Annotated in this window: 14 protein-coding genes and 1 riboswitch; of the genes, 8 read left to right on the plus strand and 6 right to left on the minus strand. The window is 70.1% G+C overall.

Going from position 1 to position 15,989, the window contains the following annotated elements; translation table 11 throughout:
- Positions 1-16: 16 nt before the first annotated feature.
- On the minus strand, positions 17-850 hold the full coding sequence (gene erm, locus AFR_RS03195; protein WP_023357862.1) for an ErmE/ErmH/ErmO/ErmR family 23S rRNA (adenine(2058)-N(6))-methyltransferase: 834 nt from the start codon (positions 848-850) through the stop codon (positions 17-19).
- Positions 851-1,149: 299 nt separating this feature from the next.
- On the opposite strand from erm, the gene AFR_RS03200 reads away from it, so the two are divergent.
- Positions 1,150-1,563 (plus strand): hypothetical protein, encoded by a 414-nt coding sequence (locus tag AFR_RS03200; RefSeq protein WP_023357863.1) that lies wholly within the window; start codon positions 1,150-1,152, stop codon positions 1,561-1,563.
- Here the strand turns inward: AFR_RS03200 and AFR_RS03205 are convergent.
- Complete coding sequence (locus AFR_RS03205; RefSeq protein ID WP_041840566.1) at positions 1,534-2,715, minus strand: MFS transporter; 1,182 nt, start codon at positions 2,713-2,715, stop codon at positions 1,534-1,536. The genes AFR_RS03200 and AFR_RS03205 overlap by 30 nt on opposite strands.
- Before the next feature lie 60 nt (positions 2,716-2,775).
- On the opposite strand from AFR_RS03205, the gene AFR_RS03210 reads away from it, so the two are divergent.
- Both AFR_RS03210 and AFR_RS03215 read left to right on the plus strand, forming a co-directional pair.
- Positions 2,776-3,732, plus strand: coding sequence for a helix-turn-helix domain-containing protein (locus AFR_RS03210; protein ID WP_023357865.1), 957 nt, complete (start codon positions 2,776-2,778; stop codon positions 3,730-3,732).
- Between the two features lie 32 nt (positions 3,733-3,764).
- Positions 3,765-4,496 carry a methyltransferase domain-containing protein gene (locus tag AFR_RS03215; protein WP_041840567.1) on the plus strand — a complete coding sequence of 244 codons (732 nt, stop codon included), beginning with the start codon at positions 3,765-3,767 and terminating at the stop codon, positions 4,494-4,496.
- Here the strand turns inward: AFR_RS03215 and AFR_RS03220 are convergent.
- Together AFR_RS03220 and AFR_RS03225 are read right to left on the minus strand one after the other, a co-directional pair.
- A complete protein-coding gene (locus tag AFR_RS03220; RefSeq protein ID WP_023357867.1) occupies positions 4,481-6,043 on the minus strand; it encodes a cation:proton antiporter in 1,563 nt (520 codons plus the stop codon). The genes AFR_RS03215 and AFR_RS03220 overlap by 16 nt on opposite strands.
- A gap of 5 nt (positions 6,044-6,048) precedes the next feature.
- Complete coding sequence (locus AFR_RS03225; protein ID WP_023357868.1) at positions 6,049-6,954, minus strand: sugar-binding transcriptional regulator; 906 nt, start codon at positions 6,952-6,954, stop codon at positions 6,049-6,051.
- 89 nt (positions 6,955-7,043) lie between these two features.
- On the opposite strand from AFR_RS03225, the gene AFR_RS03230 reads away from it, so the two are divergent.
- From AFR_RS03230 to AFR_RS03240, 3 genes are all read left to right on the plus strand, one after another.
- Positions 7,044-7,802 carry an SDR family oxidoreductase gene (locus tag AFR_RS03230; RefSeq protein ID WP_023357869.1) on the plus strand — a complete coding sequence of 253 codons (759 nt, stop codon included), beginning with the start codon at positions 7,044-7,046 and terminating at the stop codon, positions 7,800-7,802.
- A gap of 33 nt (positions 7,803-7,835) precedes the next feature.
- Positions 7,836-7,929, plus strand: a riboswitch (ZMP/ZTP riboswitch).
- Positions 7,930-7,948: 19 nt separating this feature from the next.
- Positions 7,949-9,370: a glycine hydroxymethyltransferase gene (locus AFR_RS03235; RefSeq protein WP_023357870.1), complete on the plus strand. Its 1,422-nt coding sequence runs from the start codon at positions 7,949-7,951 to the stop codon at positions 9,368-9,370.
- Between the two features lie 86 nt (positions 9,371-9,456).
- Positions 9,457-10,551, plus strand: a complete 1,095-nt coding sequence (locus AFR_RS03240) for an L-dopachrome tautomerase-related protein (RefSeq protein ID WP_023357871.1) — start codon at positions 9,457-9,459, stop codon at positions 10,549-10,551.
- Here AFR_RS03240 and AFR_RS03245 read toward each other — a convergent pair.
- On the minus strand, positions 10,538-11,041 hold the full coding sequence (locus tag AFR_RS03245) for a metallophosphoesterase family protein (RefSeq protein WP_023357872.1): 504 nt from the start codon (positions 11,039-11,041) through the stop codon (positions 10,538-10,540). The genes AFR_RS03240 and AFR_RS03245 overlap by 14 nt on opposite strands.
- Positions 11,042-11,561: 520 nt before the next feature.
- Between AFR_RS03245 and AFR_RS03250 the strand changes: the two genes are divergently transcribed.
- Positions 11,562-13,784 (plus strand): discoidin domain-containing protein, encoded by a 2,223-nt coding sequence (locus tag AFR_RS03250; RefSeq protein ID WP_023357873.1) that lies wholly within the window; start codon positions 11,562-11,564, stop codon positions 13,782-13,784.
- Here AFR_RS03250 and AFR_RS03255 read toward each other — a convergent pair.
- Positions 13,768-14,769, minus strand: coding sequence for a LacI family DNA-binding transcriptional regulator (locus AFR_RS03255; protein WP_023357874.1), 1,002 nt, complete (start codon positions 14,767-14,769; stop codon positions 13,768-13,770). The genes AFR_RS03250 and AFR_RS03255 overlap by 17 nt on opposite strands.
- Positions 14,770-14,933: 164 nt before the next feature.
- Between AFR_RS03255 and AFR_RS03260 the strand changes: the two genes are divergently transcribed.
- Positions 14,934-15,989, plus strand: coding sequence for a sugar ABC transporter substrate-binding protein (locus AFR_RS03260; RefSeq protein ID WP_041840569.1), 1,056 nt, complete (start codon positions 14,934-14,936; stop codon positions 15,987-15,989).

Genomic DNA, 15,989 nt, shown 5'->3' on the forward strand with positions numbered 1-15,989 from the left:
CCGGGCCCGCGTCTTGTCAGGGCCTGCGGCGGCCTCGGCCCGGTTGTCGCCGCCGCGGGGCGAGGTCCGGCCGGGCGGGGGCGTCCAGCAGGCGGAACAGCGTCAGCCACTGCTCCGGCCAGACCAGCCCGACCGGCACGTCCGGCGCCAGGCGGGCCGCCCGGAAAGCGCCCGAGACCCGCGCCGGGCCGTAGCGCCGGGCCAGTGAGGCCTGCAACGAACCGCCCACACCGGTGAAACCCAGTTCCACCAGCCTCTGGTACGCCGGCAGCGCCCCCGCCTGCACCAACGGCACGGGCCGGCGGGTGAGCCGGAGGATGCCACCGTCGACCCGCGGCATCGGCCGGAAGGCGGTCCGCGGGATCCGCCCGGCGAGCTCCCAGCTGAATGTCGGCCAGGTGCTGACGGTCAGCCGGCTCCAGCGGCCGTAGTCCCCGGTGCGTTTGCGGGCGTACTCCCACTGGGTCAGCAGTGTTGCCGTGGTCAGGGTCTCCGCGCGCAGGCACCAGTCGACGACCGCGGCCGTCAGCGCGTACGGGATGTTGCCGACCACCTGGAAAGGCCGGTCGGGTGGCACGGCCCGCAGGAAGTCCTCGGCCCGCACGGTGAGTCCCGGCCGGCGGGGCAGCGCGGCCGCCATCGCCGGGTCCACCTCGTACGCGACCAGTTCGGCCCCGAGTCGCGCCAGTTCGGTGGTGAGCCGCCCGCGGCCCGCACCCACCTCGTACACAAGATCACCGGGCTGCGGACCGGCTGCGGTGACCACCCGCCGGACCGCCGCGGTGTCGGAGAGAAAGTTCTGGCCGAAAGCCTGCCGCGTGCGTGCGTGCTCTCGTCGGGGTAGCGCCATGACCTGGGTCCTGTCTGCCGCCGGACGGCGGCGGAACGCGGACAGGCGTCATCGTGGCCCGTCCGTGGGAAAAGGACTTGGAGGGCCCTGGTGCTACCGGTGGTCAGCGGTCAGACGGCGAGGCGGCCCAGGGCGCAACGCCGGAGGCGCGGACGGGTCGTCTGGAGCGGACCCCGCGCGCCGGGCGCGAAGGCCAGGCCGAGCAGAGCGTGCGTCGTGGGCATCCGGCGACCCTAAGCGCGGTGGGTTCCGGCGGTCACCCGATTTTCTGTCGTACGCCGCCGGTAGCGTTCCGGGGTGTGACCGACCTCGAAGAGCTGGACACCTATCTGCGCGACTTCCGGGCCGGTGGTCATCCGGTGGCCCACGTCCGGGAGGTCGTCTGCGCGGCCTGTTCGGGCCGCACCTTCAGCGTCCTGGTGGACGTCGACGAGCAGGGCAGCGCCGTGACGTGCGAGGCCTGCGGCGAGCAGGTCGCGATCGCCGACAGCGAGGAATATCTCGACGAGGCCGAGCTGGAGGAGTGCCAGTGCCCGTGCGGCGGTGAGTCGTTCGCGGCCGCGGTGGGTTATGCCCTGACCTCGGATGCCACCGATGTCCGCTGGATCAGCCTCGCTCTGCTGTGCCGGTCCGACGGCCAGGTCGGCGTCTACACCGACTGGAAGATCGACTACGGCCCGTCGCTACCGCTGATCGACCAGTTCAAGGCGTGACAGGCGCAGGCCGGGGGTCAGCAGCAGGGTCACGACCAGTGACAGCGTGCCCATGATGGCGATGGCGGTGCCGACCGGCAGGTGCTGGGCGATCACACCCGCGATGGTTGCGCCCACCGCCTGCATCGTCATCAGGCCCGAGCCGTGCAGTCCGAGCGCCTGGCCGCGGATCGTCTCGTCGGTGAGACCGATCAGCCGTTCCTGCAGCAGCAGGCCGGCGCCGAAGCCGACCGAGGCCACGGCCACCAGCACCACCGCGACCGGCACGGTCAGCGGCAGGACGAAGAGCAGGTAGGGCGCGGCCAGCAGCAGCCGGAAGGGTGTCACAAAACGGGGCCGCAGCCGGGCCGGCAGGAAGCGTCCCGCGCTGAGGTCTCCGGCGAGCATTCCGGCGGCGCCCGCGATGAAGAGCGCCCCGGCCGCCTGTGGTGCGTAGGGCACAAAGAGCGCCTCCGCACCCACCACCAGGCCGTTCGGCACCCACAGCGACAGGAAGACGGCCCGCCGCGCCGGTGAGGACCACAGCACGCGGTTGACCTGCCAGGTCGCCGCGATCGAGGGACGTCCGGTGGCCCGGGGCGGGCGGTCGCTCAGCCCGAGCCGAGCGATCAGTGCGGCGATCAAGCAGAGCAGGCCGCCCAGCACGAGTGCCGTGCGTGGTGACATCAGCGCGACGAGCACTCCGCCGGCGGCGTACCCGAGGATCTGCATCACTCCGACGGCCAGGTTGAGCATCGAGCGGCCCAGGATGTATCCCTCCGGCGGCAGGATCTGGCCGAGCAGCCCGGCCCGCGCGCCACCACCGACGGACCCGGCCAGGCCCATCACCAGGATCACGGCGAACATCGCGCCGAGCGGCATCCCGGGCAGTGCCAGCACCAGGTTGCCCGCCCCGAACACCGTGCCGATCAGGGCCACAGCCGTCCGTGGGCGCAGCCGGTCCGCGGCCGACATCAGCAACATCGCCCCGACGACCTGTGCGAACGACGGCCCGAACATGCTCAGTGCGGCCAGCAGCGGTGAGCCGGTCCGGGCGTAGATGAGCGTGCCGAAGGCGAGGCTGCTCAGCGTGCCGGCGGCGACCTGGGTGGCGGAGGACGCGAACAGTGGCTTGAACTCGGTGGTGCGGAACAATTCCCCGTACGTACGCATGGCCGGAAGTCTGTGGCCGTGCCGGTCCGGGACCGTAGAGTTTCGCGGGGAGGCGAAACCTTGGGTGTCTGGCTGGTCGACTCGGACGTGCTCGCCCGCAGCCGCTTTGCCGTCTCGCCCTTCACCGAGACGGTCGCGGCGATGCTGGTCCTGCGCGGAGGTCAGGCTGTTCCGGGGCAGCTCACCGACGTGGCCGGGCTGCGTGCCGCCTTCCGGCGCAGGCTCGCCGACGACCCGGTGGCGGCCGCGTTCGTCCAGGCCGCGACCGTGCCGCGGTGGCTCGCCGACTTCCTCTGCCGCCCGCCGCACGAGAACGACCAGGACTTCGCGGACGAGCTCGCCCGCGTCCGGCGGACTCCCGCGGAGACGCTGATCGCGGACCTGTCGGCCGGTCAGGGCGGCCGCGAACCGCCCGGTCTGCGCGTCCCCGACCTCCCCGAGCGCATCGCGGACGTCCTCACCTGGGTGTGGGAGCACGCCGTCCGGCCCGGCTGGTCCCGCCGGCGCGCGGCTTTCGAGGCCGACATCGTCGCCCGCACCCGCAGTCTGAGCACCGGCGGCTGGGCCGCGGCGGTCAACGGCATGCGGTCCGGACTGCGCTGGCTGGGCGACGGTCAACTGCAGATCAACTCGTACGCGTACCCGCCGCGTGATCTCACCGCGGCGACCCTGTTGTTCATCCCGGCCTCGACCCGCAACGGCTGGGTCGGCTGGAATCCGCCGCACCGGTATTCGGTGATCTACCCGTGCACGGGCCTGCTGGTGCCCCGGGAGACCGCTGCTCCCGCCGCCCTGGCCCGTCTGCTCGGCCCCGGTCGTGCGGCCGTCCTCGCGGCCCTGTCGGCGCCGATGAGCACCACCCACCTCGTCGCCGTCACGGGCTACGGCCTGGGTTCGGTCGGCAACCACCTCAAGGTGCTGCTCGACGCCGGCCTGGTGCGCCGCCGCCGGTCCGGCCGTTCGGTGCTCTACTACCGCACCGGCCTCGGCGACGGCCTGGCCGGAGAAAAGCGGTAGCGGACCCGGGGTTGTTCTGGTTGCGTCGGGCCGTGACGGATTTCGACGACCCCGCGTTTTTCGGGGACCGCTGGGCCGGCCGCTACGACGACCTGAGTCAGGGCCCGGACCCGACGGCCGCCGTGGACTTCCTCGCCGGCCTGGCCCCGGCCGGTTCGAGCGTGCTCGAGCTGGCCATCGGCGGTGGTCGGGTGGCGATTCCGCTGGCCCGGCGCGGGTTCGCCGTCGAGGGGGTCGAAGCGTCCCAGGCCGTTGTGGACAGACTCCGGACCATCTCCGGTGGTGAGTCGCTGCCCGTGCTCACCGGCGACATGGCCGACGTGCCCAACCCGGGACCGTTCCCGCTGGTCTACGTGGTCTGGAACAGCCTCTTCAACCTGACCGCCCAGGACCGCCAGGTCGACACGTTCCGCAACGTGGCCCGGGTGCTGGAGCCGGGCGGCGTTTTTGTCCTCGAGTGTTACGTCCCCGACGTGGCCGCCTACGACAGCCAGTTCCGGACGGACGCCGTCCACGAGGACTCCGCCGGTTTCACGCTGACCGTCCACGACCGCATCGCCCAGCGCATCGAGATGCAGCACGTCACGGTCGACGCGACGGGCTTCCGCCTGCTGCCGACCGCACATCGCTACTGCTGGCCGGCCGAGCTGGACCTGATGGCCCGCCTGGCCGGCCTGCGTCTGCGCGAACGCTGGTCCGACTGGCACCGCGCACCCTTCACCAGCCGGAGCGCGGACCACATCTCCGTCTACGAGCTCGCCTGAGCGGCGGCCTGGCGCAGGTCGATGTCGCTGATCAGGCCGCGACCGGTCTCCTCGTCCAGCGTTCCGTCGGACACGGCCGTGCTGATCGCCGTCCGCTGCTTCTCGTAGTCGTCCGTGGTCGGGCCACCGTCACGGGCCGGCGCCGCCGCGGTCATCACCTCGACGCCGCGGGTCCGCATCTCCTCCGCCTCGCGGCGTTCGCCCGAGGTGTCGAGGTGGAGCAGGCCGACCAGCCTGCGGATCGTCGTGCCCTGGATCAGCAGGGTGCCCAGCGTGACGATCAGCGCGATCGCCTGGATCGCACTGCGCCCGGGGAACTCCTCGCCGTTCGCCAGCATCTCCGGCACGGATGCCGCGGCCGCCAGCGTCAGGATGCCGCGCATGCCCGTCCAGCCGACGACCATGGTCTCGCGGGCGTTCGGCGCGTCCAGCGGCATCTCGCGGGGCCGCCGGTTGCGCCGCCCCCGCGTCCGGCGTTCGTTCAGCCGCTCGGCGAATTCCGGAGATCGGGCCAGCTTCGCCTTGGTGTTGCGGTCGCCGAGCTGCCACCAGCCGAAGAGCGCGTAGACACCGGTCAGGCGCAGGACGATCGCCGCGAGCAGCAGCACACCGGCTGCGACCAGCGTCCGGGTCAGGCCCGGATCCTCCTCCGCGGCCAGATCCTCGAGCACGAACTTCAACTGCAGCCCGATGTACGCGAAGACGAACGTCTCCAGCAGGAAGTCCACGACGGGCCAGAACGCGTCCTCCTGCAACCGCGTCCGGTACGCGTTCGGATATTGGTGACGCGGGTCCAGCGACGTGTTGATGCTGATCGAGAAGGCGGCGACGACAACCGCGATGATGCCCGAGGCGTGCACCTGTTCGGCGAGCAGGAACGCCGTGAACGGCACGAGCAGCCCGAGTGAGGTCTCCAGCGTCGGGTTGCGCAGCATCTTGCGCAGCGTGAGCGTCGCGATGGCCAGCAGGCCACCGATCCCCGCGCCGATGCTGGCGTTGCGGAAGAACTCCAGGATCCCGCCGCCCCACGTGGTGTGCTCACCGCTCACCGCCGCGACCGCGATGCTGAACAACGTCAGCGCCGTGGCGTCGTTCACCAGGCTCTCGCCGGTGAGGATGGTGGTGACCCGTTTGGGCAGCCCCAGCTCGTCGCCGTGGGTCACCGTGGTGATCGTGTCCGGCGGTGCGAGCACCGAGCCGAGCACAAAGGCGGCCGCCAGCCCGATCGTCGGCAACAGCCAGGTCGACAGCGCACCGAGGGCGCCCGCGGTCAGCACGACCAGGAGCACACCCAGGTTGAAGATGGCCCGGAAGTTCCTGCCGAACGCCGTGAACGACGCCCCGCGGGTGGCCGAGTAGAGCAGCGGCGGCACGACGATCGCCAGCATCAGCTCGCTCTCGAGCTCCAGCCGCGGCACCCCGGGGATGAAGCTGACCCCGGCGGCCAGCGTGACCACGATGAGGCCGGGCTGGAGTCCACGCCGGTGGGCCAGGGCCGAGATGCCGATGCCGGCCCCGATGATGAGCAAGATCTGTACGCCGTTCACGCCCGTCAGGCTAGTGACATCAACGCCGTCGCCGCTGCCGTGTCGGTGATCAATCGGTGAACGAGTCCCGCCCGGACGGCTGCGGCGAGTGCGGGCGCCTTCGTCTCGCCGCCGGCCACCGCGATGACGTCAGGCACCGCCCGCAGTTGCTCGGTGGTGATGGCGATGCACCGGGCGGGCACGGTGTCGCCGCCGACCACCGAGCCGTTCTTGTCCAGAACGGTCGAGCAGATGTCCGCGACGGCACCGGCCGCGTCGAGATCCCGGATCAGCGGCTCCGGCAGGGCCGACCGCAGCGACGAGCCGCCGGGCTGCCAGCGTCCGATGCCGACCAGCGCACAGGTCAGCCGCGGGAAAGTCGCCAGCGTCTCCGCGACCGACGCGGTGGCCCGCAGCGAGGCGGCGACCTCGGGCGAGTCGAGGATCATGGGCACGTGCAGGGCGTGGACCCGGCCGCCGGTGCGTTCACTCAGGCGGCGCAGCAGCTCCAGCGAGTTCACGTTGAGATCCGCGCTCGGCACGCTTCCGACGATCTGGACCACCTCGGCCCGGGGCAGCGGCGGCAGGACCGCGGTGAGTTCGTGCAGCGTACGGCCCCAGGAGACGCCGAGCACGTCCTCCTCGGTGAGCCGCTCGGCCAGCAGGGCGGCACAGGCGGGCCCGAGCTGGTCCGGCTCCCGCAGGACCAGCGCCTGCCGGATCCCGGTGTACGCGGTCAGGCGCTCCGACAGCTCGAGGTCCACCGCCGGTGGCACCGCGATCTCGATGCGGACGACGCCGTCGCGCAAGGCGCGGTCCAGGATCCGCGCGACCCGGAAGCGCGAGATGCCGAGCTCGTCCCCGATCTGCTTCTTGGTGCGCTGCTCCAGGTAGAAGCGCCGGGCGACCAGCGCGGCGATCAGGTCCTGCACGCCTTGACTCCGTTCCGGACAGCAGCGCACGATGGTTGTCAAACGAGCGATGAGCCGCTCATATGAGCGCACCCTAGCAGGGAGTTGGCATGGAGCAACGGTCGGCGCTGATCACCGGAGCCGCGCGGGGCATCGGACGGGCAATCGCCGCTCGCCTGATCGCGGACGGGCTCGCCGTGTCGGTGGCCGACCTGCCCGGTCCGGAGCTCGACCGGACAGCCGTGGAGCTCGGTGCTCACGGCGTACCGGTGGATGTTGTCGAACAGGGTGAGGTCGACGCGGCCGTCGCGGCGCACGTGGCCCGCTTCGGAGGTCTCGACGTGCTGGTGGCGAACGCGGGCATCGCCGTGACCGCGCCGCTGGTAGAGACCACGGCCGAGGACTGGCAGCGCACGATGGACGTCAACCTCAAGGGTGTCTTCCACTGCTATCGGGCCGCCGCCCGGCAGATGATCGCCCAGGGGCGCGGCGGCCGGCTGATCGGTGCGGCGTCGGTCGCCGCCCATCGCGGTGGCAAGTGGCAGGGCGCCTATTCGGCGTCGAAGTTCGCCGTTCGCGGTCTGAGCCAGTCCGTCGCCCAGGAGCTCGCGGAGCACAACATCACCGTCAACGTCTACAGCCCGGGCGTCGTGCAGACGCCGATGTGGGAGTCGATCGACCAGGTGATGACCACCCGCCGGGGCACCGCGACCGGCTCGGAGCTGGCCGGCATGGTCGCCGGCATCCCGCTGGGCCGCCTCGAGACGCCGGACGACGTCGCCGGTGTCGTCTCGTTCCTGGCGTCATCCGACGCGGGTTACGTGACCGGCCAGTCCATCGTCGTCGACGGCGGAATGTGGTTCTCCTGACTGCCGTCGCCCGGGCGCACGCCGGTATGCTGGTCGGCGGGCCGTGACTGGCGCGTTCGGATGGGCAAACCATCGGGGAGCGGTCCCGTCCGTTCCGGACGACCTGCCGTGCGCCTGGGCCTCTTCACCTGTGATAGGGAGGTCCGATGTCTGCACTGAACGCCGAATCGACCGCATTCCGCTCCGCCCTGGACGCGGTCCGCGCCGTCGAGCCCCGCATCGCCGACGCGATCGCCAAGGAGCTGACCGATCAGCGCGAGTCCCTCAAGCTGATCGCGTCCGAGAACTACGCGTCCCCGGCCGTGCTGCTGGCCATGGGTAACTGGCTCAGCGACAAGTACGCCGAGGGCACGATCGGCCGCCGTTTCTACGCCGGCTGCCAGAACGTCGACACCGTCGAGTCCGTCGCCGTCGAGCACGCGAAGGCCCTGTTCAACGCGCCGTACGCGTACGTGCAGCCGCACTCCGGCATCGACGCGAACCTCGTCGCGTACTGGGCGATCCTCGCCGACCGGGTCGAGGCGCCCGCCCTGGCCAAGGTCCAGAAGCGCAACGTCAACGACATGACCGACGCCGAGTGGGCCGAGCTGCGGGCTGCTTTCGGCAACCAGCGCATGCTCGGCATGTCGCTCGACGCCGGTGGTCACCTCACCCACGGTTTCCGCCCGAACATCTCCGGCAAGATGTTCGACCAGCGCAGCTACGGCGTCGACCCGGCCACGGGCCAGATCGACTACGCGGCGCTGCGGACGTCGGCCCAGGAGTTCAAGCCCCTGGTCATCGTCGGTGGCTACTCCGCGTACCCCCGCAAGGTGAACTTCCGCATCATGCGCGAGATCGCCGACGAGGTCGGTGCGACGTTCATGGTCGACATGGCGCACTTCGCGGGCCTGGTCGCCGGCAAGGTCTTCACCGGTGACTTCGACCCGATCGCGAACGCCCACATCGTCACCACGACGACCCACAAGAGCCTGCGCGGCCCGCGCGGCGGTGCGGTCTTCTGCCAGCCCGAGCTGTCCGACCAGGTCGACCGCGGCTGTCCGATGGTCCTCGGCGGCCCGCTCGCGCACGTGATGGCGGCCAAGGCGGTCGCGTTCGCCGAGGCCCGCCGCCCCGAGTTCGCCGACTACGCCCAGCGCATCGTCGACAACTCTCAGGCGCTCGCGGCCGGCCTGACCAGCCGGGGCGCCACCGTCGTCAGCGGCGGCACCGACAACCACCTGGTGCTGATCGACGTCGACAAGTACGGCCTGACCGGCCGTCAGGCGGAGCAGGCGCTGCTCGACTCGGGCATCGTCACCAACCGCAACTCGATCCCGCAGGACCCGAACGGCGCCTGGTACACCTCGGGCATCCGCATCGGCACGCCGGCCCTGACCACCCGCGGCCTCGGCACGGGCGAGATGGACCAGATCGCCGAGCTCATGCACACGGTCCTGACCAGCACCAAGGCCGGCGCGTCCAAGGCGAAGTTCGACCTTGCCACCGCGGTTTCCGACCGGGTGTCGAAGCAGGCCACCGAGCTGCTCGCCGACTTCCCGCTCTACCCCAGCGTCGACCTGGGCTGACCTGCGCAGATGGCTGCGTCCGGAGTTCGGGCGCGGCCATCTTGCTGCGCTCGTTAGGCCCGTGCCGAGGCGGGTATGCGGCTGCCATGACGGAACAACCGAGTGACCAGCCCATCGGCGATCTCGAAACCGTGCACACCTTCGACAGCGGGCCGATGCCCACCGGGGTGAGCGTTTCGGCGACCGGCCGGATCTTCGTCAACTACCCCAAGTGGGGCGACGACGTGGAGTTCACCGTCGCCGAGCTGCGTGACGGCACCGCCGTCGCCTACCCGGACCAGGCCTGGAACAGCCCGGCCGGTGACGACGACGCCAAGGCCTTCGTCTCCGTGCAGAGCATCGTCGTCGACCCCGCCGACCGGTTGTGGGTGCTCGACACCGGCAGCCCGCTGTTCCAGCCGACCACGCCCGGCGGGCCCAAGCTCGTCTGCGTCGACCTCGCGACCGACACCGTCGTGCAGACCATCGTCTTCGAGCCCGACGTGGCGCTGCCGACCACGTACCTCAACGACGTCCGCTTCGACCTGCGCCGCAACGTCGCTTTCATCACCGACTCCTCGGACCAGGGCGCCAACGGCATCATCGTGGTCGACCTGGCCACCGGTACGGCCTGGCGCCGGCTGCACGATCACCCCTCCACCAAGGCCGAGGAGCCGGCGACGTTCCTGCCGGTCGTGGAGGGTGCGGTGCTGATGAAACGACCCGCCGACGGCCCACCGGAGCCGGTACGCATGGGGTCGGACGGCATCGCCATCGCCGCCGACGGGTCCCGCCTCTACTACTGCCCGCTCGCCTCCCGGCACTGGTACAGCGTCTCCACCGACGCCCTGGTGGACCGGTCGGTCGGTGATCCGGAGGTGGCCGCCACCGTCGTCGACGAGGGCAACAAGGGCGGCGGATCCGACGGCCTCGAGACCGACGACCAGGGCCGCTTCTACGTCACCGATTACGAGCACAACGCGATCCTGCGGCGGCTGCCGGACGGTACGTTCGAGACGGTCGCCCACGATCCGCGGCTGCTGTGGCCGGACACGATGTCGGTTGCCGCCGACCGCCACCTCTACGTCACGGCCAACCAGCTGCACCGGCAGGCGGACTACCAGGGTGGCACCGACCAGCGGCACTACCCGTACTCGCTGTTCCGGGTGGCGATCGATGCGGGCCCGGTCAGGCTCGTCTGATCACCCGGTGCAGCTCCACGCCGGACAGCTGCCCACCGGCCACCGTCGCCGTCTGGAAAGTCGCGTACGGCTGACGGCGGCGGTCGGTCGGTGAGCCGGGGTTGAGCAACCGCAGCCCGGTGGTGGCCGTCGTGTCCCACGGGATGTGCGAGTGGCCGAACACCAGCACGTCCGTGTCGGGGAAGCGTTCCGCGCAGCGCTGCTCGCGACCCGTGGACTGCCCGGTCTCGTGGACCACGGCGAGGCGTACGCCGTCCAGCTCGGCGCGGGCGATCTCCGGCAGCCGGGCCCGCAGCGCCGGACCGTCGTTGTTGCCGTAACAGGCGATCAGCCGTCTCGACCGGGCCTCCAGCGCGTCCAGCAGTGGCACGTCGACCCAGTCGCCGGCGTGGACGACCACGTCGGCTGCCTCCACCTCGGCCCACAGCGCCGGGGGCAGGTCCCGGGCGCGCTTGGGCACGTGTGTGTCCGCCATCAGAACCAGCCGCATCCGTCCACCCTACGACGGGGAAGCGCTTCCCCGATTTTTCGCCTCGCTGCCCCAATCGAGCGGTAAGCCGGTAATGACCGTCCTGCGCGAGCGAGCCGATTCGGGCAGGCCGATTGCCCGTCCGCAACCGTTATCCGGACCCAGGCGTACCCGTCACCGAAGCCTCGTCAGTCAGCCGGCCAACTACGCGCCGCTACCTGATGTCCCTGGAGGTGATTGCAGGTTTCCGCAGCTCACGATCGGTGCCACCGGTCTTGGGTGGAGGTGGATCACGAACAGTGAGGCAATCGATGCCACCGATGGAGTGACGGCCCAGGCCCGGTCTGCGGCCGGGCGGACGCGATTAACCGCCGCTTAACTTCAGACCCCACCTTTGACACATGGCCGTAACGAACTTAGCGTCCAGGAACGGGGGAGCGCTCTCCGTGAACGCCCCTCCGGCATCCCCATCGGGAGCTTTCCCCGGCTCCCGTCCGGACGCGCATCCCCCGCGTCCGTATCGCTGTGTGTAGGAGAAGCAATGGTCAATCCCGCTCCCTCCGTAGTCCCCGAGAGGCGATCCCGCAGCAAGTGGCGGCTCGCCGCCACCGGTGCGCTGGTCGCCACCGTCGTCGCCGGTTTCGGCGCCATCACCGCGCTGAGCGCCGAGGCCGCCGAGACGCTGCTGTCGCAGGGCAAGACGGCAACCGCCTCGTCGTCGGAGAACCCGGGCGCGTTCCCGGCGTCCGCCGCGGTCGACGGCAACACGGGCACCCGCTGGGCGTCCGCCTTCTCCGACCCGCAGTGGTTGCAGGTCGACCTCGGCGCCAGCTCGGCGATCAGCCGGGTCGAGCTGAACTGGGAGGCGGCGTACGGCAAGACCTTCAAGATCCAGACGTCGCAGAACGGCAGCACGTGGGCCGACGCCACGGGTAACACCGCGGGCAACGCGGGCGTCCAGAGCGTGGACGTCACGGCCACCGCTCGCTACGTCCGCATGTACGGCACCGAGCGCGCCACCCAGTACGGCTACTCGCTCTGGGAGTTCAAGGTCTTCGGCGGCACGCCCACGACGCCGACCACCCCGCCGACCACCCCCGGCGGCCCGACACTGCCGGGCGGCGGCAGCCTCGGCGCGAACGTCATCGTCTTCGACCCGTCGATGTCGTCCGCCTCGATCCAGAGCCAGGCCGACACGATCTTCCGCCAGCAGGAGTCGAACCAGTTCGGCCTGCAGCGGTACGTGCTCGCGTTCAAGCCGGGCACCTACAACGGCCTGAACATCCAGGTCGGCTTCTACACCTCCGTGCTGGGCCTCGGCCAGAACCCGCAGGACACCCGGATCAACGGTGACATCACCGTCGACGCCGGCTGGTTCCAGGGCAACGCCACCCAGAACTTCTGGCGCTCGGTCGAGAACCTCTCCCTGTACCCGGTCTCGGGTGCGAACCGCTGGGCCGTCTCGCAGGCCGCGCCCTTCCGCCGGATGGACATCCACGGCGACCTGAACCTCGCCCCGAACGGCTACGGCTGGGCGTCCGGCGGCTACATCGCCGACTCGCGGATCACCGGCGTCGAGGGTCAGTACTCGCAGCAGCAGTGGTTCACCCGCAACAGCACCATCGGCTCGAACTCCAACGCGGTGTGGAACCAGACGTTCGTCGGTGTGCAGGGCGCACCCGCGGCGAGCTACCCGACCCCGCCGTACACGGTGATCGGCAGCGCGCCGGTCATCCGGGAGAAGCCCTACCTGTACCAGGCCGGCGGGGCCTACCAGGTGTTCGTCCCCAACCTGCAGACCAACGCCTCCGGTGCCACCTGGCTGAACGGCAACACGCCGGGCACCGCGATCCCGTTGACGCAGTTCTACGTCGCCAAGCCCGGTGACAGCGCCGCGACGATCAACAACGCACTGGCTCAGGGCCTCAACCTGCTCTTCCAGCCGGGCATCTACCACGTCAACCAGACGATCAACGTGACCCGGGCGAACACCGTGGTGCTCGGTCTCGGCTACGCGACGATCATCCCGGACGGCGGCGTCACCCCGATGCAGGTGGCCGACGTGGACGGCGTGAAGATCGCCGGCCTGCTCTTCGACGCCGGCACGACCAACTCGGCGAACCTGCTGGTCATCGGCCCGAACGGCTCGAACGCGAACCACGCGGGCAACCCGACGACCGTCCAGGACGTCTTCTTCCGGATCGGCGGCTCGATCGCCGGCAAGGCCACCAACAGCCTGCTGGTCAACAGCAACAACACGATCATCGACCACATCTGGGCGTGGCGGGCCGACCACGGCAACGCCGGCACCTACGGCTGGACCATCAACACCGCCGACAGCGGCCTGATCGTCAACGGTCAGAACGTGACCGCGTACGGCCTGTTCGTCGAGCACTACCAGAAGACCGAGGTCCTCTGGAACGGCAACGGCGGCCGGACCTACTTCCTGCAGAACGAGCAGCCGTACGACCCGCCGTCGAACGCGGTGTGGCGTACGGACGGCGTCGGCTACCCGGCGTACAAGGTCGCCGACAACGTGACCAGCCACGACGCCTGGGCCATGGGCAGCTACGCGTTCTTCCAGAACAACCCGGCGGTCCACTCGGCGAACGGCTTCCAGGCTCCGGCCAACGGAAACGTGCGCTTCCGCAACATCTTCACCATCTCGCTCGCCTCGGGAACCATCGACCACGTCGTCAACAACATCGGGGCCGCGGCAACGGCCTCCGAGGTTGTGCCGCGCACGGTCACGAACTTCCCGTAAACCGGACCGGTATCTCTCCACTGCCGCGCGGGATCAGCGTTGTCGCCACGCTGATCTCGCGCGGCTCCTTGGTGTCCCCGTCGATGCGGGCGAACAGTGCCTGTGCGGCGGCCCGGCCCATCGCCGCCGGATCCTGGGCGATCACGGTCACCGCCGGTTCGAGCAGGTCCGCCAGCGGGAAGTCGTCGAAGCCGACCAGCGCGACGTCGTGGTGCCGGCCCAGCGCACGCAGCCCCCGCACCGCGCCGATGGTGATCAGGTTCTGACCGGTGAACAGGGCGGTCGGGGGTCGCGCCCGCTCGAAAAGCTCCCGCGTCGCCGCCTCGGCCGCCACCGAATCATGCAAACCCTCCACCGTGTACGCCCGCAGCCCCGCCGCCCCCACCGAATCCAGGTAGCCCCGCCTGCGCTCCCGCGTCGTGGTGATCCGTGACAGGTCCCCGAGAAACACGATCCTCCGGTGCCCGTACGCGATCAGGTGGCGTACTGCCGCGGAGGCCCCCGCGGCGTTACGGGCCAGCACGGAGTCACCGGTGAAGCCCGTCGCCGTCCGGTCCACAAAAACGACGGGAACACCGGGCGGCAGCTCCAGGGCCAGATATCCCTGGTCGGGCCCGACGGGTGCCAGGATCAGCCCGTCGGCGTGCCGTCGCGCGAAGGCCCGCGCCAGGTCGCGTTCGCGCTCGGGATCGTCGTCGAGGCTGCCGGTCAGCACGTGCACCCCGCGCGCCCGCGCCTCGTCCTCCACGGCCCGGTGGACGGCGGCCGAGAACGGGTTGCCGACATCCTCGAGCAGCAGCCCGATCGTGCCGGTGCGCCTGTCCTTGCGGCGCAGCATGCTCGCGCCGAGGTGCGGCCGGTAGTGGAGCGAGGCGACCGCGGCGCGCACGCGCTCCACCAGCGCCGGGTCGACGGTGGGCTCGCCGTTCACCACGCGGGAAACGGTCTTGAGACTGACACCGGCACTGCGAGCGACGTCGTTCATGGTCGGCCGCCCCTCCGTCATATCTCCCCATTCCATTGATCAACGCCAATGATGATCACGGATAGCAACATTCTGGAAACTTATTGTTGACACTCGATCCGCCGAGACGTCTACTGCAAGACAACGTTGTCTCTCGATTTTTGCTAAATCGATTTGGAGGGGACATGCGCCAATCAATGCTGATCAAGCGCGGGCGCCTCGGGCCTGCACTGCTCGCCGTGACCCTGATCGTGGGGACCGCGGCCTGTGGTGGCGACTCGGGTTCCGGTGACGGAGCGATCGTCGGCCTGATCACCAAGACGGACACCAACCCCTTCTTCGTCAAGATGAAGGAGGGCGCGCAGCAGGCCGCGAACTCGGCGGGGGTGAAGCTCCAGAGCTTCGCCGGCAAGCAGGACGGGGACAACGAGGCCCAGGTGCAGGCGATCGAGAGCCTGATCTCCGCCGGCGCCAAGGGTTTCCTGATCACACCGAACGACTCGAAGGCGATCGTCCCGTCGATCGACAAGGCACGTCAGCAGGGCATGCTCGTCATCGCCCTGGACACGCCGACCGACCCGGCCAACGCCGCCGACGCGACTTTCGCCACCGACAACTACCAGGCCGGCAAGCTGGTCGGGCAGTGGGCCAAGGCGAAGTTCGAGAAAGACGGCAAGCAGGCGAAGATCGCCCTGTTGGACCTCAACGCCAACCAGGTCTCCGTCGACGTCAAGCGTGACCAGGGTTTCCTGGACGGTTTTGGTATCCCCGTCGGCGACCCCAACAAGATCGGCGACGAGAACGACCCGCGGATCTCCGGTCACGACGTCACCGACGGCGCCGAGGACGGCGGGCGTACGGCGATGGAGAACCTGCTCCAGAAGGACCCGTCGATCAACCTGGTCTACACGATCAACGAGCCCGCCGCGGCCGGTGCCTACCAGGCGCTCAAGGCCGCCGGCAAGGACAAGGACGTCACCATCGTCTCGATCGACGGCGGCTGTCCCGGCGTCGACAACGTCAAGGCCGGTGTCATCGGCGCGACCTCGATGCAGTTCCCGCTGAAGATGGCCTCGCTGGGCATCGACGCGATCTCGGCCTTCGCCAAGGACGGCACCAAACCACAGGTGACCGCGGGCAAGGACTTCGTCGACACCGGGGCGACGCTGATCACCGACCAGCCGCAGACCGGTGTCGAGGCCAAGGACTCGGCCTGGGGCAAAGAAAACTGCTGGGGCTGA

It is taken from the genome of Amorphoplanes friuliensis DSM 7358 (genome assembly GCF_000494755.1).
In the GTDB taxonomy this organism is placed as follows: Bacteria; Actinomycetota; Actinomycetes; order Mycobacteriales; family Micromonosporaceae; genus Actinoplanes; species Actinoplanes friuliensis.